The following is a 22,565-nucleotide window of genomic DNA, read 5'->3' on the forward strand; positions in this document are numbered from 1 at the left end:
GCTCCTGTTTACGGGGCAACAGCCCAATCCTGACCACAGCACGGCACTCTTCTGACTCGAGCCCCCAATACCAAATCCCTTTGTCAGCAGGCTCTAAGGCGTTTGCGGTCATCGGGCGCGTCGTCCGGGTCCTCGGGCAGGAGCCGTTCGAGCGCTTCCAAGGTGGGGTTCAGATGGGGCCAGCGTTCGGCGGCCGCGGTGAGGAACGTGATCGTCCGGGCGGCGTACGGCGCCAGCGCCCCGCCGCCGGGCGCGCTGAGCAGCGCCTCGGGGACGCCAGCCGCCCATGCCTCCGGCAGTTGCTCGGGCAGGTCGTGGCCGGGCAGGCACAGGGCCAGGAAGTCCTCGGCGAGCCGGTCGGGATACAGGGGTTCCAGCACGGTCCGGGGGTCGGCGGGCGGGTAGCAGAAGGTGTGGTCGGCCAACACCCGGTCAGCGTCGCCGCCGACGCCCACGGTGTCCAGCACCGCTTTCGCGTCCTGGTGGCCGAGGGGGCCGGTGAGCACGGCTGTGAACACGGCCCGGCGCATGCGCTCCGGGGGCGTGCCGAACGCCGTGCGCGCACCCGCCAGACAATCGGCGGTGCCGTGCAGGGCGTGCCAGTGGTGGCTCTTACGCTCCAGCAGGTAGACGGTCAGCGCCGGCATGTCCTCGGGCGGCCCGGCGGGCTGGGGCGCACGGCGCGCGTGCCGGTCGACGGCGACCAGCGCTGCCGTGTGGACGGCGAGGGTGAGGCCGAACTCCGTCCGTCCCAGCCAGCCGGGCACGCCGATTGCCGAGGCGTCCGGCGACCCGTAGCAGCGGGCGAAGCAGTCACGGGCGGCCACGAACATGTCGGCGCGGGCGTCCTCGTCGCTCGGCAGCGCGCCGAGCGACCGGGCGGTGCAGCTCAGGGCCGGCCAGCCGGCCTGGACAAGGGCGTGGCGCAGGGCGGGCCAGACGTGCTCGTTGCGGGCGAGGAGCAGCACCCGTACCGGTACGTCCTGGTCGAGGACCTTGTTGCTGAGCAGCCACGTCAGGTGGGCGAGGGCCCAGCGATCGGCGTAGTCGACCAGCATCAGCAGCCCGCGGGCGGCTCCCAGGCGCAGGTCGTGGCTCGTCTGGTCTTTGGCGTCGACCACCAAGGACGCGGCGTGCTCGGCGACGATCACCCTCCACCCCTGCCGGGCGGCCGACGCGGCGACATGATCGGCCAGGCGGGTCTTGCCCTGGCCGCCGGGGGCGTGCAGCCAGCGAACCGCGCGGCCCTCACCGCTGTCGCGCCAGGCGGTCAGCTCGCCGACCTCGTCCTCGCGGCCGGTGAAGTCGACGATCGCGTGGCGGGCGTTGAGCAGATGGCTCGGCTGAGCGGGCAGCCCGTCGCGGTCGCGCGCGACGTTCGAGGCCGTGCGTCCACCGGACTCCCTGAGCAGGTAGACCGGGCTGCCATCGCCGAAGACGTGCAGGTCGGCGCCCATCACGCCGTAGCCGAAGCCGGCCTCGACCCGTACCTCCTGGTAGGCGTTCAGCCCCCTGTGACCGAACAGCCCGTCCGCGACGGTCACCGCGTCGGGTCCGCGCCGCCGTCCGCCGTGTCCTGCTGTCGGGCGGAGGCGTGGTCGTGATAGATGAGGTCGCCTCCCTGAACGGCGAAGCTGCGGGCGTTGCCGCGGGTGATGTTGTACTGGTTCTGCTGCAGTTGCCGGTGCTCGGGCAGGGTGTCCCGGATGTGGGAGATGAGCTGCCGAAGTTCGGTCTCGGCGTCGGGATGTTCCTTCAACAGCCGCAGCAGCTCCATCTGCCAGACCGGCAGCAGCTGTCGCCGGGCCTCATCGGGGTCGCCGTCCTGCTCCACCAGGCCGACGTTGCCGTCCAGCTGGGCCTCGATAGCCGCCTGACGCTGGGGCCCCTGCCGGCCGAACAGCCTGGCCATGCCGTTGCGGGCCCCCTGCCAAGCATCGGTCGCCATCGCCTCCACCAGGGCCGCACCGCCACTGGCGGCCAAGGCCGTGAGCGCTTCGGTCAACATCGGCTGCTCCTTCGTCTCATGCCCGTACGGCGGTGCGGACGGAAACCCAGAATCCAGCTCAATACTGACCGGGCATGGATGGACGCGTCAGGGAAACGACCAAGAACCCACGGCGGCGCCGGCGACGACCTACGCCCGGCCGAACCCCTGGCAGGGCTGGGCGGCACCTGGGCGGAGGACTACCGCGCCTGCCTGCTCGGCGAGCACCGCGCGGCCCTGCTCGAATGCCTGCGCGCCGAACTCACCCTGGACCGCCACGGCGCGATCATTCCGCAGCTGGAACACCTGGCCCGCGCCGACCCCACCGACGAGACCATCACCGCCCTCCTCCTGCACGCCTGTCACCAGGCCGGCCGGCAGGCCCACGCCACCCGCGCCTACCGCGAGCACTACGACCACCTCAGGCAGGCATCCCTGGCCCCCAGCCCCGAGCTCAACCAGCTGTACACACAGATCCTCAACAACGACCCCGCCCTCAGCCGGCCTCCGCACACCGGCATCGCCCGCCTCACCCCACCCGCCCCCGACCGGCCGCACACCCCCGGCCCGCTGCCGACCCTGCCCACCACACCACTTCCCGACCCCCACGACCACGACGACGCCGACTCAGTAGATAACGAGCAGCCCCAACGCCCCGACCCCGCCACCGGCCCGGCCGTGCCTCCCTCGCCCACACCGGGCTCGTCGATCGGCATCCAGATCAACAGCGGCACCGGCGCCCGCGTCTACAACGTCGGCGGCAGCATGACCGTCCACGAGACCCCGCCGAGCTGATCACCACAGGACTATCCGGCTGGGCCGGGCTGGGCGGCGTAGCAGCGTGGACAGACGACCACCGTGGCGCTGCCCAGATCTTCCAGCGATACCGGCACAGACGCGCGCGCCGGCAGCGGGTGAGCGTGTCGTTCGCCAGCAGCTCGCCCACCGCGAGCGGGCCGACCACAGGAGGAACAGGTCCATTCCGGCGGCGTCTGGTCCCCGTCGACCACGTGCCCGTCGACGGTGGCGAACCGCACCGAGAATCGGGAGATCTGGGCAGGGCTTGCGTCGGCTGCCATGATCAGGCCCCATGGACATTGACGGCTTCTGGGACCTGGTTGAACGCTCCGCTCAGGAGACCGCGACCCAAGGACGGCGCCATCCAGCTCGTACGGCTGACACGGGTCCGGCGCCAGCGCTGGCCGGATGAGGATTGGCCAAGGTTCGAGTTGTTCGCCTACGTGGCCTGCCACGCCTATGAGCGGGTCATCGGGCAGGACACGGCCCACCCGGCCGAAGCCGTCCAGGCGCGCCGAATCACCAGCGCCTTTCCCTTCCTGAGCTTCCTCGCGGAGCCGGAGGACGAGGCATGGGACTTCAGCGACAGGGCCGAGTACACACGCCGGCTTCCCGGGCTGGCCCGCCACTACGGGATCATCGACGAGCCCCGGGAACACGACGAGCCGAGCCCCGCCCGCACGCGTCACACCTCTTGGCCCTACGGTCCGGCATGGGGAGACGAACGCACTCGCGCCTGGTCCTTCCACCCCAACGGTGAAGGAGGACGCCGCACTCGAGAACGACGCCATCGCTCCTACGGGCCGGTATAGCCGGTCCGGTGGGTGCACCCCTCAGCGGAGCGGATTCATCCGCACCGTCGAGGCCGCCGCGCCGGCCAGCGCGCCGGTCAGGGCGCCCACGCGGTGCAGCACCGGTGTTTGCCGCGCAGAGCCCCGCTCGGTCACCTCAGCGGGGCGTGCTTGTGGACGACTTCCCGCCGAACGCGAGCAGACAGTGACCGCACACATGTGGCTGCGGCTGAGGGACACCGAGGCTGCCTGTGATGACCCGAGTCTCCGTCTCGGCCCGCTCCGGGCCCCGGGCACGCGTCCGGTGAGTGATTCCATCGAACGAGCGGCCCTGCTCATGGCAGGCGAGGACGACGTGCCAGCACGGCCGGAACGGGGCTGTACCGGGCCACAAGATCGGCCAGCGGCGCATCGATGAAGCCGAGCACCACCATGATCGCTTCGTGATCGGCGTGCAGATGCCGGTGGTAGATGGGAGCGTGATGGGCGATCTTGTTGCGCAGCACGCGCAAGAAGTCCAGCTTGCGGTGCAGCGCGTGGCGGCCACCTCGATATGCGGGGAATGCCTGGTAGAGCGTTGTGCGCCACAGGCGCTGGTCGTAGTTGTTGCCGCGCCCGATCAAGCTCACCCAGAACCCGAACGGCAGCTCGGAGACCACTTCCGACGGGGTGGGCGTCAAGCCTTGCCGGCCCAGTTGATGGATCGCTTCGCGGATCTTGGCCACCGCGCCGTAGTGCAGATCCGCTTGAGGGTGATTCCACCAGTCGTCCCGGCTGAACAGGTGGAACATGCGCTGGTCGAGAACGCTGCGCAAGACGAGCTCCAAATGCTGCAGAGGCCCGTAGAACGCTGCGGCTACCTCGGTGTTCCAGCAAAACAGCCGCAGCGCGGCCACCCGGTCGCCGCCGCAGAACGCCTCATATTCGGGCAGCCGGGCCTGTGACAGCAGGCGATGCAGACGCTGGGCCTCGGGCTGATCCACCGGCTCGCCTCTTCTCGCCGGACCCGGCGTGCTACCGTAGGTGACATAAGCCCCGGGATTGCCTCTGCTCGCAAGCAGCCCGGGGCACAGCTGTCTCTGCGGCCATGTCGCGCCCGGCTTCCAGGCAGGAGAACGCGGCAAGACTAGCATGATCATCTGTCGGTTGCCGGACTTTCGCCGGACGCGTCACGAGCCTCCCACCGCGCCGACGAACCTGGCCACGCCGTGGAAGGTAGTCCCGCCGAATGTACCGGTGCCGTAGAAGGTCACTCAGCACCTCACAATTTCGACCCGCTGGGCGGCGCCTGCTCGGGCGTGGAAACGGCATCAGCGCGGCCCGTCCTCCAGGTCGTGGCCGAGCAGTGACCGGCAGCTCTTTGTTGCCGCGTGTCCCGGCCATGGGGCCATGGGCGTGGTAACAGTTCGTGGTCAATACAGCTAGCCCGACGTGCTGCCCAGCCGCCCAGGCGGAGGTGTTGGCACCGGCGACGCCGAAGGCGTCAGGACGCGAGGAAGGCCCGAAGGCTAGATCAGCCAGCTGGCCCCTTGCGGGGCCCACACTGGTCCCAGTGAGAAGGAAGCCCTCGGATGGCCTCACGCCTTGTGTTGCGAGGAAGGCGGAAAAGCTAGAGAACTTTTCAAAGTGAGAAGGAAGCCCTTCCATAGCCTCGCGATCATCACCCTATCAGTTGGGGATCAGCTCGTGCAGGGTCGCCGGTGTGTACACCCGGGCACCGGGCGGCAGGTCGGCCGGTGCCTGCAGCCCGATGTAGGTGGTGTGGTCCCCCGTCTGGGGCTTGGCCCGCAGCAGTCCGACCAGGTGGCGTACGCGCAGGTGGTCGCGTTCCACGATGGAGCGCACCAGTAGAGCGGTGGTCACGCGGTTGCCTTCCAGCTGGTTGAACCCCGAATGGCCCTTCAGGTACAGGTGCAGCCACTTCACCCGCCAGCTGCCGTCGTCGTCGCGCAGGAAGGCCAGCGGCAAAGCGACGCGGCCCGCGCCGCGCAGGTCGGATTTCATCCGTACCGTGCGCGGTTCGAACGGCATGCCCTGCTGGGCGGCGTCCCTGGTCATGTAGCCGAAGAACGCCTCGGCGGCCTCGTCGAAGGCCTCGCCGGCGAAAATGTTGACCTGCGGGATGATGATCGGCTTGGTCGCCTGGGCGAGGTGGATGTAGATGAACTCGCTCGCCCCGTCGGGAGCCTGGGTGAGGTCGCCGGAGTATCGAGCGAAGTCGTTGCCGTAGTTCGTCCACGAGATGTGCTCGGGCGCGCCGTAGGAGGCGTCCAGCATCAACGCGGACAGGTCGTAGTCGGTACGCTGCTCGGCCTGCCGCCAGTAGACGAAGAAGCGCAGCAGTTCGCCGTCCACGCGCGTGAGCGAGCCGCGCGGCAGCATGCCGAGCCCAGGAGTGACGGCCTTGGCCGACAACGGCAGGGCGACGTCGAGCATCTCGGGGTCGACGATCAGCCGGCCGGGGGCGGGAAGCCGGCGGGTGATCTCCTCGTCCAGGATGGCCGCGGCCCGCGTCACGACGTCGCCTGCCAGCGGTGGCCGCTGGTCGTCGGTCGCCCAGGCTCGGCCGTTCCGGTTGACGAACACGCGACCGGGCGCGGGGATGAGCCGGTTGGTCAAGTGCTCGCGCAGCGACAGCAGGACTCGCCCCGACGCGCTCGCCGCGGCCTTTTCGGCAGCTTCCAGCACGGATTGCGGTGCGGTCGCCGCGGTGCCGGTGCGCAACAGGTGGTCCAGGCGGCGCAGCAGCGCGCCCGGCGCGTTCTGGAGCAGGTCGACCGCCTCGCCGATACGTCCCTGCGCCAGGGCCGCCTCCACCCGGCTGCCGAGACTGCTCACGCGGCGTGCGCCTCGCGCGGCCTCGAAGACGTGCGCGGCGCGCGGGAACTGCGGGTATTCGTGAGGGTGCAGCCGTTCGCCGAGCCGCTTCCACTGCTCCCGGTGGGAAGGCACGTCGCCGAGCTTGGCGGGGGAGGCGACCGCGTCCATGGCCTGCAGAAGGGCCCGGCGCTCGGCCCGGCGGAAGGAGCGAAACCTGGTCGGGACGGCCAGCGTGACATCGCCGCCGGAGGCGGCGCAGGCGAGCCTGAGCACGTCGGTGACCGTGTCGACGAGCAACGGACGCCCGCCTGCCAGGCGGGCCTCGTTGATGACGGCCCGGTTCTCGCGCACCGGGATGGTGTCAGGTTCGGCGGCGCAGGAGGCGGCAAGGATGCGCAGCGCGGCCAGGTCCTCGGCCGGCAGCGGCACCGTCGAGCCGGCCAGCGACAAGTAGAGCTCGCGCGTCTCCGACTCAAGGCTGCCGCCAAGGTCCAGGACGGTCACCCGGTCGCCGGCCAGCGGAATCAGCTCGGCGTGCGCGGCCAGCAGGTCGGCGTAGGTGTGCTGGTAGCGCCCATAGCCGGGCAGCGCCAGCAGGTTCAGTGCGGACGGTCCCGACGAGCGCCGGAGCCCTTCCACCGCAGCGGGGTCGAGCATGGCCTCACGCAGCAGAGCGGCCCAGAACTCCAGCGTGTCCGGCACGTTCTTGGGGAAGTCGAGGAAGTAGGCGTTGTGCTGCACGTGGTCGCCGACCAGCGTGCGCACGGCCGTCAGGATCCGGACGCCGAGATCGATGACCGTTTCACCGCGCAGGTTCGACAGGCGTTCCAGCAACGGCGCCGAGCAGGTGAAGCCGACACTCAACAGCGCGACGTCGAGCTGACGCGCGGCGACCTGTCCCCACTGCTGCGGGCCTTGCCCAGGGTCGGTGGGAACGCTGCCGATGGGAACTCGCAGACGGCGGGAAATGACGAGCTTTTCCAGATCCTCCACATCGGCACCATAGTGGTGAAGCGTGCCGGCCCACCGCTGCTTTTCTCCCACGGCGATCACGTGTGAACCCGGCCGGGGGCAGGACGGCGGCCTGAACAGGCGGGCGAGACGTCCAAGGATGCCTGTTCGACACAGGCGTCAGCGGCGGGCGTCAGAACCACACGCCCGGTCACCGAACGCTGCCCCAGGTCCGACAGGCGCCGGCGCCCCCACTCGATCGCCCGCCAGGAGTTCGCCACCATGGCCCAGGCCGCCGACGAGTGCATCACGCAGGTCGCCGGCCTCGACACGGTCGGCGAGAAGGCGGTCCGGCGTGAGAACAGCAGCCTGCTCACCCAGATGATCGCCGACCTCGAAGCCCGGTTCACCGAGCCGGGAGCAGGCTGACCGGGACCGCCACCGGGGCCATGGCAGATGGTCCCCCGGACACGCCGCACGCCCAACAACCAGCCCCGGAGCCGATCCTGACCCCGCTCGAACGCACCCTCGCCATAGCTCTCACCGAGGTCGTCATCAGGCTGGACCTCAGCGACGACGACGCCATCAGGCCCGCGGCCACGATGCAGGTGATCGGGCCCGTGGCCGTCCTCCTGCAGGACCTGTCCGAGCACGACCGGCGAACCCTCGCCGACCTGATCAACCAGTTCGCGCAGCAGGAAGCCGATCCTGAGCGGCGGCTGACGGCCTGGGAGGCGCCCGAACCCCTGGGCCTTCTGGTCTGACAAGATCAGTCCGTGTCTCAGCTGCAACAACGATTGTCCGCCCTTGTCGACGAAGCTGGCTACCGCCGTGATGAGCCGATCGTGGTCGGCATGCAGCACGGTGGTCGGCCGCCCGTTCTGCTGGCCCAGGGGTTGACACTCAATGGTGAGCCGCTGGGCGCGACCACGCTCGCCTACATGGCGTCATTGTCGAAGCAGATGACCGCTGCCTGCGCGGCGCAGCTCGCCCAACAGGGTGAGCTGGACATGGAGTCGGCCTTGTCGCGCTGGCTACCCCAGCTACCCGCGTGGGCCGACGCTGTCCGACTTCGCCATCTCGTCCATCACACGGCAGGCATGCCGGCCGACGCCAAAATCGAAGCTCTCATGGGTCGGGACGCCGACCGAACCACAGAGGGCATCATCCAGGCTCTTGCCCGATTTCCGGTGTTGGATCGTGAGCCGGGCGCTGCGCACGCCTACTTCAACGCCGGATATGTCTGCCTTGCCGCCGCGGTGCAACGAGCGCTCGGCCAGCCGCTGCCCGACTTTGCCCGAAGTCAGCTCTTCACGCCGCTGGCGATGGTCAATACCCGTTACTGGACAGGGCCCGATCCCGCACCGCCCGGCGCCGCCCCGCTCGTCTCCCTTCATCCCGCTCCGCTGTCCGTCGGCGATGGAGGGGTGTGGAGCACCGCCACCGATCTGCTGCGATGGGGCCAGGCCCTCAACGCCGACGGACATGGCCGCATGCTGGTCGACGCCATGTTGCGCTCGACCTCGCACCCGGAGATGTTCGGCAGCGGGGACGCCGCCGCGGCGCAGGCCGTGGGCGGGCAGGCGCGGATGTCCTGCCAGACGGGCCTGCCAGACGGGCCTGCCAGACGGGCCTGCACGCGGGCGACGCGGTGGCCGACCTGCTGGCCGGGCGCAGGCCGCGACCGGCCAGGCTCCGCTACGTCTGGCAGAACATCAGCCTGGGCCGGCACGACGGCGTCACCCAGTTCTCCCGGGCCGACGACAGCCCGCTGGGCGCGGTGCTGACAGGCCGCGCCTCCGCGCGCCTTGAGGCCGTCACCCGCGGCACCGCCTGGACCGTGCGCCATCCGGACCCCTACCGCCCGCCCCCTGACTAATCACCTTCCTGACCGAAAAGGGGTTGTCCCATGCCCGAAACAACCTCCGTCCCCCTGCCGATGCGCCGCGACGCCCGTTCTACCTCAGCCTGACGCCGGAGGAGCGGCCTGGGCACCCTGCTTCCGCTGCGTCACCCCGACCAGCTCGCTGACCGGCTCGGTGAGGTCTTCGGCAGGCACAGTAAGGAATCCATCTAGGGAGGTGGTCATTCTCAAACGCCTCAACTGCGTCTTTCATGAGAACAGAAGCCGCACCACGCAGCAAAAGCCTGGCTTTTGGAGCAATGACGCATGTCTTTACCGCGGTGCAATGGCGTCGGCCGGCAGGCCACGCAGGTGGACACGACGCTCCGCCACTTCTACACGACCGTCCGTGCCGGCGCGGTGCGCCTGTCGGACGGGGGAGGTCCCTTCGGATTCGACGTGATGGTGGCGCTCCTTGTCGATGACCTGCTGACGGCCTACCGGTGTGACGCAATCATCGAGACCGGGTGTTTCCTCGGCGACACCACCGCCTACCTCGCCCACCGCTATCCCGACCTGCCCGTCCGTACCTGCGACATCAACTCCGACTACGCCGCGTTCACGCGCCGTCGTCTCGCCGGCCACCCCAACGTCCGCGTGGACTGCCAGGATTCGCCGGACTTCGTCACATGGGCGGCCGGCAGGTACCGGCAGCCCCTGTTCTTCCTGGACGCCCACTGGGGCGAGGACTGGCCACTGCGGCGTGAGCTGGCCGCCGTCGCCCGTGGCGTCGTCCTCATCCACGACTTCGACGTCGGCCATCCCCGTTTCGCCTACGACACTTATGACGGGCTGGTGTGCGGCCCGCAGGTGCTGGCCCTCATGCTCGAGCCGCCACCGATGTACTTCACCCCGGATCCGAACGCCGCGTGGCCGCTGCCGTGCCTGCAAGTGGGACGGCGTGCCGGGGTGGGCGTGGTGCCGTTCGGCCTGGACCCCGGACCGCTGTACGACCATCCCGCACTTCTCCGCCACGAGCTGCATCCGGAAGAGGTGGGGACCCCATGACGACGACGTTGCCGGACCCGCTCACCGAACTCGATGGCATGCCGTTCCTCGACGACGGTTTCGCGGCCCGGCGGCTGCTGGCCGGAGCCGCCGCGGCCCGTCACGTCGAAGCCGAACGGCAGGGACGTACCAGTTCGATCCCCGGCACCGCCAGCGGCGTCGAACAATGGCTTGCCCCTGCTCGGATCGTGCTGCTGCGCCCCAGCGCACAACCGATCCCGGCCGGCCCGCTCTCGCCCGGCGAGAACCGGCTCATCGACGACGCCCTGCGGCAGATACTGGTAGCGGTCCCCGCGTGGGAAGTCCTGGTCCGCCTGCCCGTCCGCTACGCGTTGCTGCATGCCGAGGGCGGTGCGATCTCCGCCTCCTCGCGGGCCTGGCCCCAGCACGTCCTCCTGGCGCCGGAAGCGTTCGCCACGCCGCTGGAACTCGTCGAGCACCTCCTTCACGAGCTCAGCCACCAATGGCTCTACTTGATCCAGGAGCTGTGGGCGTTGGATGGCGGGCACGCGGAAAGGCTCACCCTGCCCTCGGGGACCGCTGGTCGCACACCGTCCGAGGTCCTGGGCGCGGCGCACGTGGCGGCGGTCCTGACGCGCCTCTACCGCACCACCGGCGGACAGGCCGAAACCCGGCTGACCGCACTACGCGATTACGGCCTGGGCTGCCTGAACCTCCTCGATTCCCGCGTCGAGCTGCTCACCCCTGCCGGATGGCAGATCGCCCGCCGGCTGAAGGAGGCATTGTGACCGACACCGTCACTCATCCGCCCCGTACGGCGCTCACAGCCTGGAGGACCCCGGTCTGGATCGCCGACTTCGACGGCACCGAGGAGATCAACACCACGCTGCGCGAACTCATTCTGCAGGCTGAGAAGGCGGACCCGGACGCCGCCCTGTTCGGCGGGATCGACGCGATCAAGTCCAGCCAGGACATTCTGCACTGGCGTCACCCGGCCATCGACTGGTTCAAAAGCAGAATCCTGGACGCGGTGCACGCGCTGACCGCCGACATCCTCGGCGAGGCCGCCAAGGAGGTCACCCAGGGCATCAAAGCCGAAGCGTGGGCCGTGGTCTACCGCAGCGGCGGCAGCCTGCGCCCCCATACCCACCACGACTCGGCCTGGAGCGGCGTCTATTACGTGTCCGCGCCATCGGGAGACGACGGCAGGGAGGCCGGCTACCTGCAACTCCTCGACCCTCGTCCAGCCGCGGTGGCCCGGCAGGTGTCGCAGGGCGTCGTCCGTGTCCAGCCGTTCCCGGGACGGATGGTGGCCTTCCCCGGTTGGCTGCCGCACTCGGTGTCGGCCACGGCCACCGGCGACGACCTGCGCATCTGCGTCGCCTGGAACGTCGCCTACGACAACGCGTGGGGAGGCATGCGATGACCGCGGCCGCCCCTTCTCTCATCCGGGCCCGCCCCGCCGGCACCTCCGGTGTGGAAAGGCTGTGGGGCACGCCGGTGGTGATCCAGGCCCTGGACCTGGCCGGCATCCTGAAGCCGGGCGTGGCCGCGCCCGGCCCGGAAGGCGAGCCGTTCGAGGTGATCTCGACTGACGCCGTCCTGGCCGACGAGGACGCCCTGCGTACGCGGCTCCTGGCTTCGATGGCCGCTCTGGCCGCTGGGCAGGGCCTTCCCGAGCCGTCCGGGCTGCAGTTGGAGATCCAGGCCTGGCGGGGCGGCTTCGACAAGCCCGCCTTCTCCGTGGGCGCGGAGGCCATCGCCTGGTGCGTCCTGACGGCGAGCGAACCGCTCAACCAGGAGTCGGGCGCCATCGCCCTGACCGACCCGCGTCCTGGAGGTCCTCAGACGGCGATGCCCGGCCTGCCGTGGGGCCGGCAGTTCGTCATCCGCTGCGCTACCGGGGCACACGCCGCCGCGCCTGGTTGGCTGACCTGCTCGGTCGTTCCGCTGGAGCAGGGCCAGTCGGCACTGGTGGCGGTGGCCACCTCACTTCGGTAGCGCCCCGTGCGGGCGGCTGCCGGGGATCACACTCCAACAGGAAGGAGACGCACATGGGTCAGCCCAACGAACGGTCGGCCGACAGCCTGCGCCTGGCGGGACCAGGCCTGGGGCTCGGACTGGATGAGCAGGACGTCGACAAGTACCTGAGTGCGGCGCGCGCCGGGGTCATCATCCCCGACACGGGCTGCGACAAGGGGATGCAGGACAATTTCGCGCTCCGGCCGCAGACCACGGTCGACCTGACACAACTGACCTGATCAGCACGGTGCCCTGGCCGCTTTCCTCCCGGGAAGGCGGCCAGATGACCTAGTCCGCCGGGGCTTCCACGAAGAGGGGGCGACGGCAGATCCACAGATCGCCTTGGGCCGCGATGGCGGCGACGAGGTAATGGACGCCGACAGGAACGTCCGGCCTTACCCTGATGAGCAGCTTGAGAGGGGCGAGAGGTTCTCCTCGCTGGACGATCACCTCGCCGAGCGGCCCTTCGCCGGTGGCGGCCCAGGGCGTGCGCTGCATGCGAAGGCACGCGTGGACCACGCTCCACCCGGTGACCGGCGGGCCGTCGAACACAAGCGTGTACTCACGGCGGTCGCCGGCCCGGACGGCACCGGGCCCTTCGATGGTGATCGCGTCCACGGCGCTGGACGTGTTGCCCAGGAAGGCACACCCTGAGCACCAGCCGACACGCCGGACGAGACCGGATCCCGCATCACGTGACTCGCGCTGGGCCACCACCATCCCGCAGTACGGGCATTCGCTCTCTGCCGGCAGCACGGTGCCCCGCGGCGTGCCGAAGCAAGTGGTGGGGCTGTCTCGCTGCTGGTAGGCGGCCAGGAAGAGAGCCAGCGCGCTGTTCAGCCGAACCCAGTTCTCCCTTTCCAGGAGTTCGCCTGGCGACAGGCCGCCCGCGCTGCTGAGGGCGGAGGCCAGCTCGTACGACGAGCTATACGTGACGTGCTCGATGTGCTGCGAAAGGCTGGTGGACACCAATGACCGTAGAGACCCATCCGCCACAAGTTCTGCCGTGGCAGGCTCCTTGGCCGCCTTGTCGAGCACCGAGCGGGTGAAGGCCAGTTGCTCGACCGTGGACCGTACGCTGCGGAGGGAATCGAAAGAAACCGATCGCTCAGCGGCCTCGGCGGTCAGCCGCAGGTCCACGGGCTGGTCCGCATAGTGGACGGCTACGAGCGTGCCGGCGCCCGGAACCTGCTGGAAACCGACCCTGGAGGCCTGCCCTGTTCCGGCGGCCTCCACGGTGACGAGGGTGGGTTCGGCGGAGGGCAGTTGAAGCAGGTTCATGCCAGGTTGGAGCCTGACCGCCGACGGTGCCCCGGCCGGCAGGCGTGGTTCCTGACGGCGCGCGGCGAAGGTGAGGGTGGGGTCTCCGAACAGGAGCCACGGGGTGTCCCCGTCGGAGCCCTGGGTGAGCCGGTTGAGTTCGGTGCAGATGTCTCCCAGGCGGTGGCCCGCCTGCAGCATGCCCAGCGCCACCAGGGGCTGCCAGTTCTCGCCCTGGACATCCGTGTAGGTAGTGATCAGGGCTCCCGCCCAGCGGGATCGGATCAACGCCGCGCCGAGTGAACGTGCCGAGTCGCACAGAGAGCCCCTGGCGAGCATGCCATGGCAGGTGGCCAGGATGATCACGTCGGCGGCGATTTCGCTCGGGCGGTAACGAGACGGCTCGACGAGCCGGCCGTTCACGTTCTTCGAGTGGACGCAGGGGCCCGAGCCGTGACCGCAAGGTCTGAAGGGAGCCTCGGCGGGGAGGTCGTCGTCGAGCATGCTGCAGAGGAAGGAGCCCTTCAGCAGGAAGTCGATGCCGTTGCCGTGGCTGGCGAGCGCGGTGGCGTGGCGCGGCTCGGACAGCTGTCGCAGCAGATCGGAGCCGTCGCTGCGCAGCAGTTCGGTGCCCGCGAAGCGTCCGGGTACGAGCCCGGGGAGATCGGTGAGGCTCCAGTACAGGACGTCGCGTCCGGCCATCCAGTTGTAGCCGAGCATCTTCCGGGCGTGCCGGAGGGCGTCTCCCGCGTGCCAGCCCGCGATGAATCCCATCGGGGTGGCCACGGCGGAGGCTGCGCGCGCGAATCTGCACAGGTCACGGCTGGTCAGCGCGGAACCACCCGAGACGATCAGACTGCCGTCGGCCGCGTCCTTGATGGTGCCCAGCACGTCGTCGATGCCATTGGCTTCGACGATCGTGCGGTCGGCGGCGGTGGCGAAATGGCGGGCCGCGGGCAACCCGTCGCCCAAGCCGACGATCAGATTCGTCAACGGAGCACTCCTGAGGCGTCATCGTGGTCTTCCCCGGTGCTGAGGACCCGCAGGGCCTGCAGACCGGAGATCGCCGAGGCAGTGGTGACCACGCCGTTCCAGTCGATCACCAGGTCCTGACTGTCCGCGCCCGCGTACCGGGCGGCGGCACGCGGAACGCAGCGGCTGGGCGCGCCGCGCCACTGCCCGCATGCCTGCTGCTGGCGTTCGAGGCTGAGCAGAATCCGCTGGACGGTCGCCCACCTGCTGTGACCGCCTGCCGCCGCCCATCCGCGCAGCCATTGCCCCAGCAGGAATGGATTGTCGGGCAACGGCCAGGAAAGCAGCGCCTGGGTGGCTTCTGCCATGAGCTCCTTGTACGGTGCCGCCTCCGCTCGGCCGCCGATGTGCTGCTGAGCGAAGACCTGTACCGCGCGAGCCGTCGCCACCAGCGGGGTCGCCCACAGCCGGGAGCTCCACACGCCGCGCTGCCGGCTACGTGCCAGATGCCGAAGCGCCGCATCGGCCCCAGGGCTGCTGGTCGCGAGTGCCCGCAGGGCGAGCACCGCGGCGGCGGTGACGCCAGCGTCGGGCGTGCCCGTGGCGGGCAGGTAAGCCTCGAAGCCGCCGCCGGCCTGCTGGTAACGCTGGAGGAGTACCTCGGACTCCGCCGGGATGCCGCGTCCGGTGACGGCGAGGACCCGGATCGCCAGCGCGGTCGTCTCGGCGTCGGCGGGCGACTGCTCGTTCCACCCCCATCCGTGCCCGGCCCGGCCATGCCGGTCAAGAGCCGTGGCCGCCGCGGCGACCAGCGCATGTGCTTCCGGTACGTCCAAGAGGGCCTCTGCGACGAAGGCCGTCACGAACTGGGTCGACCTGCCCTGCGCGATGGCGGGCCGGTGCGGCACCAGGCGTCTGCCGAGGTCGAGGTCGGCCCACCAGCCGTCGGCCCGCTGCTCCGCGGCGAGATGCCGCACGCCTGCCGCGATCAGGTGATCGATCGTCCGGACACGGTCGGGGGCCGGCCGCGGTGCCGTCGCGGCCCGGGACCCGGGTACCGGCTGTCCGCTCGGGCTCGGCGCATCCGGAGAGAAGTAGAAGGTGACCGACGGAGCACTCATCAGTCCTGAGACGGCCAGGAAGCCCGGTGACACGGTGAGGGCATCGGCATTGAGCTGGTCCAGCAGCAGCCCGAGCGGCTGGAGGTTCACCCCGAGCGTCTCCAGAAAGGTCACCAGTTCAAGGAATCCCTGCGCGGAGGACCATCGCCAGGGGGTGCAAGGGAAGTAGAGCTTGCGGCCGACGGTGCCGTTCTGCGTCGATATCTGCAGCGCGGTGAACAGGCTCGCGTCTCTGGCCTGTGGTCCGAAGGCGTCCGCCACCACCCGTGCCACGCCCAGCCGGGGATCATCGCGACCGATGCTCTCCACGAGGGCCGAGGTCTGGGCTCTGGTCAGCGGGCAGAGCATCTTGCTGCGGATCATCTGGCCGTCGGCGAAGTCGTATCCCAGGAGCTCCGCCTGGACGCTGCCGGCGGCACGCGCGTCGAAGATCATCTTCTCCAGATGAGAGGCATCCTCCAGGCGGGGTGGCGGGCCGGTGAGGGGCAGCCGGTTGCGGAAGTAGACCGATCCGCGCCTTGACCCGTCGCTTCCGTACCCGACTCCGTGCAGCACGCGGGAGCGGTATTCCGCAGGCATCCCGTCGAGGTGCATACGGCACAGGCGCCACGCCAGCGCGTCGGCCTGCTCGCCTCCGATGACCGCGGCGCAGTGCCGCAGGTAACGAGGCCAGTTCTCCACCAGACCGAGCCGGTGGTCGGTGACGTCCGCGACGAACCTCAGGCTCGGCGGGCGTGACCAGTCCAACCGCAGCGACATCTCGACAGGCGGACCGGTCACCGCCATGGCTGACGGCCAGTTCGGATGCGAGGCGTGCCACGTGGCCGGCTCGGCGAGCAGGTCCAGCAGTTCGTGGCGCCGGCTGTCGGCGAGGTCAATGTCCAGCGCCGCGGCAGCCTTCTCACAAGAGGCGATGAGACGGTTCAGCCATGCCACCGGGTCGGCCGTCGGAGCCGCCGACTGACATGTCACCGCTGCCTTCCCGCCCGCACGGCGATGAGCGGCAACACCTTCTTGATGTTGCTCTTGATCGGCGGACAGGAGCGCTCGCCGCCGCGTTGCAAGCGTGCCAGCGGACAGGCGTCGCCATGGCAGGCCGGGCGAAAGGCGCACGCCTGACAGCCGGTGTCGACCTGGGCGCCGGAGGACACCCAGACGGCCATCCGGTCCTCGCGAAGCCGCAGGTCACCGTCGCTCGACAACTGTCCGACGTGGTTCTTCGGCTCGCGCAGGGCGACCGTGCACTTGTAGACCATTCCGTCGGAACCGATCACGTACGAGCGCGGATCAGCGGCGTAGCACGTGCTTCCGAACGGCCGCATGAGCTGCTCCCAGGAGGTGAGCGGAAATCCGGAGTCGGCCGCGGCGCCGGTGAAACCGCGCTCCAGCTCCTCGGCGGACTGCTGGTCGCATGTCTCGATGTCCTCGTCATGAGGTCCGCCCCATCTGCCGACCGGATGAAACCAGATCGAGAATCTGGGGTCGTTGCCGAAGCGTTCTCCCATGAAGGCGAGAAAGCCGGGCATCTCCTGGGCCACCTGCGGGGTGAAGTTCACCCGGATACGCACTTTGAAGTCGTGCCGGCTCTCCCGTAGCGCGGTCAGGTTGGCCACGATCGTGTCGAAGGTGCCTCTGCCGTTACGCAGAACACGTAGCTGGTCGTGGCTGGACGCCGTGCCGTCCAGCGTGATCTGGTACCGGCTGATCCTCAGCCCCAAAGTCTCCTCGGCGACGCCGCTGCTGAGGAGAAAGCCGTTCGTGGTCATGCTCGACGAGTACTCGATGCCGTTGGCGTCGCACAGCGCGATCAGTTCGGCCGACACCTCGCGGATGACGCCGAGGGCACTCAGCGGCTCGCCGCCGAACCAGGCGACGTTCAAGGTCTTCAGATGGGGAGCCTCTCGCTCGACCAACCGGACGATGCCGCTCCTGACCTCGTCGGACATCTTTCCCTTGACGAAGTCCTCATAGCAGTACACGCATCGGAAATTGCATTTCTCCGTCGGCATGAGAATGAGCTGGAGGGCGTCTCTCCGCTGCTTGTAGTACCGCTCCATGGAGTCGACGAGGAGGAGTTCGTCCAGGTCCTCGGGAACGAGGACGCCCTGCGTGGCCAGCGCGCCGATGATCGCGTCGGCGGCGGCGGGTGTCCCGCTCTTCAGCAGGAGTGAGACCCGGTCCGCGGCAGGCTGCGCCAGTCGCACAAAGGCGCTGGTCATTGTGTTGTAGATGAGCAGTCGGCGCTGGCCGGTTTTGTCGTCCCAGGAGACGAGGTTGAATCTGGACGGCTTGTACCGGGCCGTTGGTGTCGTCACCGAGTTATTCATTTGTCCATTCGATCCGGATGAATGTGCCGTGGAATCCTGCGGGTCTGTCAGCAGGGGCGACAGTGACATCGACTCAGTCCAGGTACGAGCCGCCGCCGTCCGGTCGTGTGCAATTGCAGTTGTCCAGGTAGGCCTGCGCCTGGGCCTCGTTGAGCACACTGCGGACAGACTCCTCGTCGCCTGCGGCCATGGCCATGTTCAGGCGGGCCTCCCACAGGACGGACATGTGCCGGGCTATTTCGACCGATGCCTCGCGTGCGGTGGCGGCGTGGTCGGCCATCTCCCGGCGTGCCGCCTCGTCAAACTGCGCCATTGTCGACTCTCCTTCGTGTCCGGCGAGCGCGGATCCCTGAAGGTGGCGCGCCCATGTGCGGCCGCATTCACATTCGTTCTCAGGACGCGCGCCGCCACCGTCATCGTCCCCAGGGGCTGCCCGGAATCACTCTCGCGAAGGCAAGCAGAGATTAATATCGCGATCCAGGGGGATCGATCCGCCGCCGCACCGGCGTGGCCGTCGCAGGCGCGGGGCGGTGACGGAGCTTGCGAACCCTTCCCCGCGAGAGCGCACGACGCCCGTTTTTCCGCAGGTCGCAGGGTGTGTTTCGAGCACTGTACGGAGAGTCGGCAACAGCCTGGCAACAACCTTCCCGCCGCGCGGACGCCATGCCCATCCAGCCCGGAGGACGGAATAGGCTCAGGTGAGAGTTGGGCCGGCCGGGAAGTTTGGGGGACGGGTGAGCAAGTCGTTCGTGCACCTGCATGTTCACACCGAGTACAGCATGCTGGACGGGGCGGCGAAGATGAAGCCGCTGTTCAAGGAGGCCGAACGGCTCGGGATGCCGGCGATCGCCATGTCGGATCACGGCAACATGTTCGGCGCGTACGAGTTCCAGTCCGTCGCCACGGGCAGCCCCGTCAAGCCGATCATCGGCATCGAGGCGTACGTCGCCCCCGGATCCCGGTTCTTCAAGAAGCCGATCTTCTGGGGGTCGCGCGCGGAGACCGGCGTCGCGGACGGGGAGGGCGGCAAGGACGTCTCCGGCGGCGGCCGGTTCACCCACATGACGATGTGGGCCAAGGACGGCGACGGGCTGCGCAACCTGTTCCGGCTGTCGTCCCTGGCCTCGTTCGAGGGCTATTACGGCAAGCCGCGCATGGACCAGGAGCTGGTCGCCCAATATGCGCAGGGGATCATCGCCACCACCGGCTGCCCGTCCGGCGCCGTGCAGACCAGGTTGCGGCTCGGTCAGTACGACGATGCGGTCAAGGTCGCCGGCGAGTACCAGGAGATCTTCGGCAAGGAGAACTACTTCCTTGAGCTGATGGACCACGGCATCGACATCGAGCGGGAGGTCCGGGCCGACCTGCTCAGGCTGGCCAGACAGCTCAACATCCCGATGCTCGTCACGAACGACTCCCACTACGTGACCGAGGACCAGGCCGACGCCCACGACAGCCTCCTGTGCGTCGGCGTGGGCAAGAACAAGGACGACCCCAACCGGTTCCGGTTCAACGGGTCCGGCTACTACCTCAAGTCCGCCGAGGAGATGTACGCGCTGTTCCCGGAGCTTTCGGAGGCGTGCGACAACACGTTGCTGGTCGCGGAGATGGTCGGCGACTACAGCGACGTATTCGCCGAGGTCAACCGGATGCCCGACTACCCCGACGTGCCCGAGGGCGAGACGCAGGAGTCGTGGCTGCGCAAGGAGTGCGAGCGCGGCCTGGAGCTGCGCTACGGCACCCCGATCCCCGCCGAGGTGATGGAGCGGTACGAGACCGAGATGAAGGTCATCGGCCCGATGGGGTTCTCCTCCTACTTCCTCGTGGTCGCCGACATCTGCAAGTACGCGCGCGACAACGGCATCGCGGTTGGCCCCGGCCGAGGGTCGGCCACCGGCAGCATCGTGGCGTACGCCACCCGCATCACCGAACTCGACCCGCTGGAGCACGGTCTGCTGTTCGAGCGGTTCCTGAACCCGGAGCGGATCAACCCGCCCGACGTTGACCTTGACTTCGACGACCGTCAGCGCGACCGCATGGTGGGCTACGTCACCGAGAAGTACGGCGCGGAGTACACGGCACAGGTCAACACGTTCGGCACGATCAAGGCCAAGGCCGCCGTCAAGGACGCCTCCCGGATCCTCGGATACCCGTTCGTCATGGGCGACAAGATCACCAAGGCGATGCCGCCGGACGTCATGGGCAAGGGCGTGCCGCTGGCCGACATCTTCAACCCCGACCACCCCCGCTACAACGAGGGCGGCGAACTGCGCGCCCTGTACGAGAACGACAACGACGTCAAGAAGGTCATCGACACCGGCCGCGGCATCGAAGGGCTCATCCGCGGCACCGGCGTGCACGCCGCCGCAGTCATCCTGTCCTCCGACCCTCTGCTCGACCTCATCCCGATGCACATGCGGGACAAGGACAAGGTGATCATCACCGGGTTCGACTACCCGTCGTGCGAAGCGATGGGCCTGGTCAAGATGGACTTCCTGGGCCTGCGGAACCTGGGCATCATCGACCACGCCATCAAAATCATCAAGCAGAACCGGGGCGTGGAACTCGACACCCTCACCCTCCCGCTCGACGACACCAAGACGTATGAGCTCCTGGCCCGCGGTGACACCCTGGGCGTCTTCCAGCTCGACGGCGGACCCATGCGGCAGCTCCTGAAACTGATGGAGCCGACCCGGTTCGAGGACATCGCCGCCGTGCTCGCCCTCTACCGGCCCGGCCCGATGGCCGCCAACGCGCACACCAACTACGCGCACCGCAAGAACGCCCGCCAGGACATCGAACCCATCCACCCCGAGCTGAAGGACGCCCTAGAGCCGATCCTCGGGCCGACGTTCCACCTGCTCGTCTACCAAGAGCAGATCATGGCTGTCGCCCGGGAGCTGGCCGGCTACTCGCTCGGTGGCGCCGACCTGCTGCGTCGCGCCATGGGCAAGAAGAAGCCCGAGATCCTGGCCAAGGAATTCGCCAACTTCCAGGCCGGCATGCGCGGCAAGGGCTACAGCGACGAGGCGATCCAGGCGCTGTGGGACGTCATGCTGCCGTTCTCCGGCTACGCCTTCAACAAGTCACACACCGCCGGATACGGGCTCGTCGCCTACTGGACCGCCTACCTGAAGGCCAACTACCCCGCCGAGTACATGGCCGCGCTGCTCACCTCTGTGGGCGACGACAAGGACAAGGCCGCTGTCTACCTGGCCGAGTGCCGCAAGATGGGCATCCAGGTCCTGCCGCCGGACGTCAACGACTCCCAGCTCGACTTCGTCGCCGTCGGCGACACCCAGGTCCGATTCGGCATGGGCGCGGTGCGCAACGTCGGCGAGAACGTCGTGGAAGGCATCGTCAAGAGCCGCCAGGAGAAGGGCCGCTACACCGACTTCAATGACTTCCTCGCCAAGGTGCCGCTGTCGGTCTGCAACAAGCGCGTCATCGAATCGCTGATCAAGGCGGGCGCGTTCGACTCGCTCGAACACCCGCGTAAGGGCCTGCTGATGGTTCATGAGCAGGCGGTCGAGTCCGTCATCGACATCAAGAAGAACGAAGCGCACGGCCAGGACTCGCTGTTCGGCGGCATGGACGACGACGACGCCGACACCGCATTCACCATCGCCGTCCCCGACATGGAGTGGGACAAGAAGACCAAGCTCGACTTCGAGCGGGAAATGCTCGGCCTGTACGTCTCCGACCACCCGCTGGCCGGCACCGAACGGCTCCTGGCCCGCAACCGGGACACCACCATCGCTGACCTGCTCGACAGCGGCCGCGACGACCGCGGCGACGTGCGCGTCTGCGGCCTGATCACCAAGGTCGACAAGCGGGTCAACAAGGCCGGCAACGTGTGGGCCATCGTCACCGTTGAGGACATGGACGCCGCAGTCGAGTGCCTGTTCTTCCCCAAGAGCTACGAGCTGTACGCGCCGGAACTGCGCGGCGACGTCGTGGTGTCAGTGGGAGGCCAGGTCAACAACCGCGATGGCGCCATCAGCGTCTTCGCCCAAGACCTGACGCCGCTGGACGTGTCCGGCATCTCAGGCGACTCCGGCCACCCCGTCACCATCCAGGTGCGGGAGGAGCGCCTCACCGAGCGATCGGTGGAGGAACTGCGGAACGTGCTGAAGCTGCACCAAGGCAACGTGCCGTTGCGGATCAACGTGCAGCGGCTCTCCGGAAAGATCGCGGTGTGCGCGATGCCGGAGTTCTCCGTCAACGCCGAGCCCAGCTTCGCCGCCGACATCAAGCAGCTGTTCGGCCCGGAAGCGATCACGCTGTGACCCAGCGCCGGATCGAGGTCGTCACCTCCGCCGAGCCGCCCACCTGTCCCCGCTGCGGCGGAGAAGGGCTGCTCCTGGCGCGTGTCCCGCACGGCTGGGTCAACGCCAGCGGAGCGCGGGTGGAAGGCCGCACAGGTGTGGTGTTGTGCGCGGGCTGCGACGCCGACGCACCGCACGCCGCGCCGCTCATCACGTGGTTCCAGGTGCACGGGAACGTCGAGGCCGACACCAGCGACGAGTTCGCCCGGCTCCTCACCGTCTGGGCCGAGCACGTGTCGGTGGCGCCATTGGACACCGATGGGCTGAACGCCGAGGTCGAGCAGTTCCGGCGCGGGGACCTGTAACCGCGCAAGGC

General features: G+C 68.8%; 21 protein-coding genes. 13 read left to right on the plus strand and 8 right to left on the minus strand.

All coding sequences use genetic code 11. From position 1 onward, the window contains the following. Positions 1–83: 83 nt before the first annotated feature. Entirely contained in the window at positions 84–1,544 is a 1,461-nt protein-coding gene (locus tag ACIHAD_RS46860) for a hypothetical protein (RefSeq protein WP_397361348.1), read from the minus strand. Further along, entirely contained in the window at positions 1,541–2,008 is a 468-nt protein-coding gene (locus ACIHAD_RS46865; protein WP_397361349.1) for a hypothetical protein, read from the minus strand. Before ACIHAD_RS46865 ends, ACIHAD_RS46860 begins: the two co-directional genes overlap by 4 nt. Before the next feature lie 78 nt (positions 2,009–2,086). On the opposite strand from ACIHAD_RS46865, the gene ACIHAD_RS46870 reads away from it, so the two are divergent. Together ACIHAD_RS46870 and ACIHAD_RS46875 are read left to right on the plus strand one after the other, a co-directional pair. After that, entirely contained in the window at positions 2,087–2,782 is a 696-nt protein-coding gene (locus ACIHAD_RS46870; protein ID WP_397361350.1) for a BTAD domain-containing putative transcriptional regulator, read from the plus strand. A gap of 434 nt (positions 2,783–3,216) precedes the next feature. Next, the gene (locus ACIHAD_RS46875) at positions 3,217–3,597 is read left to right on the plus strand and encodes a hypothetical protein (RefSeq protein ID WP_397361351.1); all 381 of its coding nucleotides are present in this window, start codon (positions 3,217–3,219) and stop codon (positions 3,595–3,597) included. Between the two features lie 314 nt (positions 3,598–3,911). Here ACIHAD_RS46875 and ACIHAD_RS46880 read toward each other — a convergent pair whose 3' ends face one another. Both ACIHAD_RS46880 and ACIHAD_RS46885 read right to left on the minus strand, forming a co-directional pair. Then, positions 3,912–4,559: a hypothetical protein gene (locus ACIHAD_RS46880; protein ID WP_397361352.1), complete on the minus strand. Its 648-nt coding sequence runs from the start codon at positions 4,557–4,559 to the stop codon at positions 3,912–3,914. Between the two features lie 685 nt (positions 4,560–5,244). Continuing rightward, complete coding sequence (locus ACIHAD_RS46885; RefSeq protein ID WP_397361353.1) at positions 5,245–7,161, minus strand: hypothetical protein; 1,917 nt, start codon at positions 7,159–7,161, stop codon at positions 5,245–5,247. Here ACIHAD_RS46885 and ACIHAD_RS46890 point away from each other — a divergent pair. The 9 genes from ACIHAD_RS46890 to ACIHAD_RS46930 all read left to right on the plus strand — a co-directional run bounded on the left by ACIHAD_RS46890 (position 7,129) and on the right by ACIHAD_RS46930 (position 12,480). Next, positions 7,129–7,455: a hypothetical protein gene (locus ACIHAD_RS46890; protein ID WP_397361354.1), complete on the plus strand. Its 327-nt coding sequence runs from the start codon at positions 7,129–7,131 to the stop codon at positions 7,453–7,455. The genes ACIHAD_RS46885 and ACIHAD_RS46890 overlap by 33 nt on opposite strands. Before the next feature lie 174 nt (positions 7,456–7,629). Then, positions 7,630–7,776 carry a hypothetical protein gene (locus ACIHAD_RS46895; protein WP_397361355.1) on the plus strand — a complete coding sequence of 49 codons (147 nt, stop codon included), beginning with the start codon at positions 7,630–7,632 and terminating at the stop codon, positions 7,774–7,776. Between the two features lie 20 nt (positions 7,777–7,796). Beyond that, the gene (locus ACIHAD_RS46900; protein WP_397361356.1) at positions 7,797–8,111 is read left to right on the plus strand and encodes a hypothetical protein; all 315 of its coding nucleotides are present in this window, start codon (positions 7,797–7,799) and stop codon (positions 8,109–8,111) included. Positions 8,112–8,123: 12 nt separating this feature from the next. Continuing rightward, positions 8,124–9,134: a serine hydrolase domain-containing protein gene (locus tag ACIHAD_RS46905; protein ID WP_397361357.1), complete on the plus strand. Its 1,011-nt coding sequence runs from the start codon at positions 8,124–8,126 to the stop codon at positions 9,132–9,134. A 383-nt stretch (positions 9,135–9,517) separates the two neighbouring features. Then, entirely contained in the window at positions 9,518–10,258 is a 741-nt protein-coding gene (locus tag ACIHAD_RS46910) for a hypothetical protein (RefSeq protein WP_397361358.1), read from the plus strand. Then, positions 10,255–11,007 (plus strand): aKG-HExxH-type peptide beta-hydroxylase, encoded by a 753-nt coding sequence (locus ACIHAD_RS46915; RefSeq protein ID WP_397361360.1) that lies wholly within the window; start codon positions 10,255–10,257, stop codon positions 11,005–11,007. The genes ACIHAD_RS46910 and ACIHAD_RS46915 overlap by 4 nt, the downstream gene beginning before the upstream one ends. Beyond that, complete coding sequence (locus tag ACIHAD_RS46920) at positions 11,004–11,645, plus strand: TIGR02466 family protein (RefSeq protein WP_397361361.1); 642 nt, start codon at positions 11,004–11,006, stop codon at positions 11,643–11,645. The genes ACIHAD_RS46915 and ACIHAD_RS46920 overlap by 4 nt, the downstream gene beginning before the upstream one ends. Then, complete coding sequence (locus tag ACIHAD_RS46925; RefSeq protein ID WP_397361363.1) at positions 11,642–12,220, plus strand: hypothetical protein; 579 nt, start codon at positions 11,642–11,644, stop codon at positions 12,218–12,220. The genes ACIHAD_RS46920 and ACIHAD_RS46925 overlap by 4 nt, the downstream gene beginning before the upstream one ends. Positions 12,221–12,273: 53 nt before the next feature. After that, complete coding sequence (locus ACIHAD_RS46930; protein ID WP_397361364.1) at positions 12,274–12,480, plus strand: hypothetical protein; 207 nt, start codon at positions 12,274–12,276, stop codon at positions 12,478–12,480. A gap of 49 nt (positions 12,481–12,529) precedes the next feature. Here the strand turns inward: ACIHAD_RS46930 and ACIHAD_RS46935 are convergent, their stop codons facing one another. The 4 genes from ACIHAD_RS46935 to ACIHAD_RS46950 form a co-directional block, all read right to left on the minus strand. Further along, positions 12,530–14,494: a hypothetical protein gene (locus ACIHAD_RS46935; protein WP_397361365.1), complete on the minus strand. Its 1,965-nt coding sequence runs from the start codon at positions 14,492–14,494 to the stop codon at positions 12,530–12,532. Then, positions 14,491–16,530 carry a hypothetical protein gene (locus ACIHAD_RS46940; protein WP_397361366.1) on the minus strand — a complete coding sequence of 680 codons (2,040 nt, stop codon included), beginning with the start codon at positions 16,528–16,530 and terminating at the stop codon, positions 14,491–14,493. The genes ACIHAD_RS46935 and ACIHAD_RS46940 overlap by 4 nt, the downstream gene beginning before the upstream one ends. A 32-nt stretch (positions 16,531–16,562) precedes the next feature. Beyond that, positions 16,563–17,921: a radical SAM protein gene (locus tag ACIHAD_RS46945; protein WP_397361367.1), complete on the minus strand. Its 1,359-nt coding sequence runs from the start codon at positions 17,919–17,921 to the stop codon at positions 16,563–16,565. Between the two features lie 73 nt (positions 17,922–17,994). Next, positions 17,995–18,234 (minus strand): hypothetical protein, encoded by a 240-nt coding sequence (locus tag ACIHAD_RS46950; RefSeq protein ID WP_397361368.1) that lies wholly within the window; start codon positions 18,232–18,234, stop codon positions 17,995–17,997. A 421-nt stretch (positions 18,235–18,655) separates the two neighbouring features. Between ACIHAD_RS46950 and dnaE the strand changes: the two genes are divergently transcribed. After that, complete coding sequence (dnaE, locus tag ACIHAD_RS46955) at positions 18,656–22,210, plus strand: DNA polymerase III subunit alpha (protein WP_397361369.1); 3,555 nt, start codon at positions 18,656–18,658, stop codon at positions 22,208–22,210. Then, positions 22,207–22,554, plus strand: a complete 348-nt coding sequence (locus ACIHAD_RS46960) for a DUF6300 family protein (protein WP_397361370.1) — start codon at positions 22,207–22,209, stop codon at positions 22,552–22,554. The genes dnaE and ACIHAD_RS46960 overlap by 4 nt, the downstream gene beginning before the upstream one ends. The last annotated feature ends 11 nt before the right edge of the window (positions 22,555–22,565 follow it).

The organism is Nonomuraea sp. NPDC052265 (genome assembly GCF_044547985.1).
In the GTDB taxonomy this organism is placed as follows: Bacteria; Actinomycetota; Actinomycetes; order Streptosporangiales; family Streptosporangiaceae; genus Nonomuraea.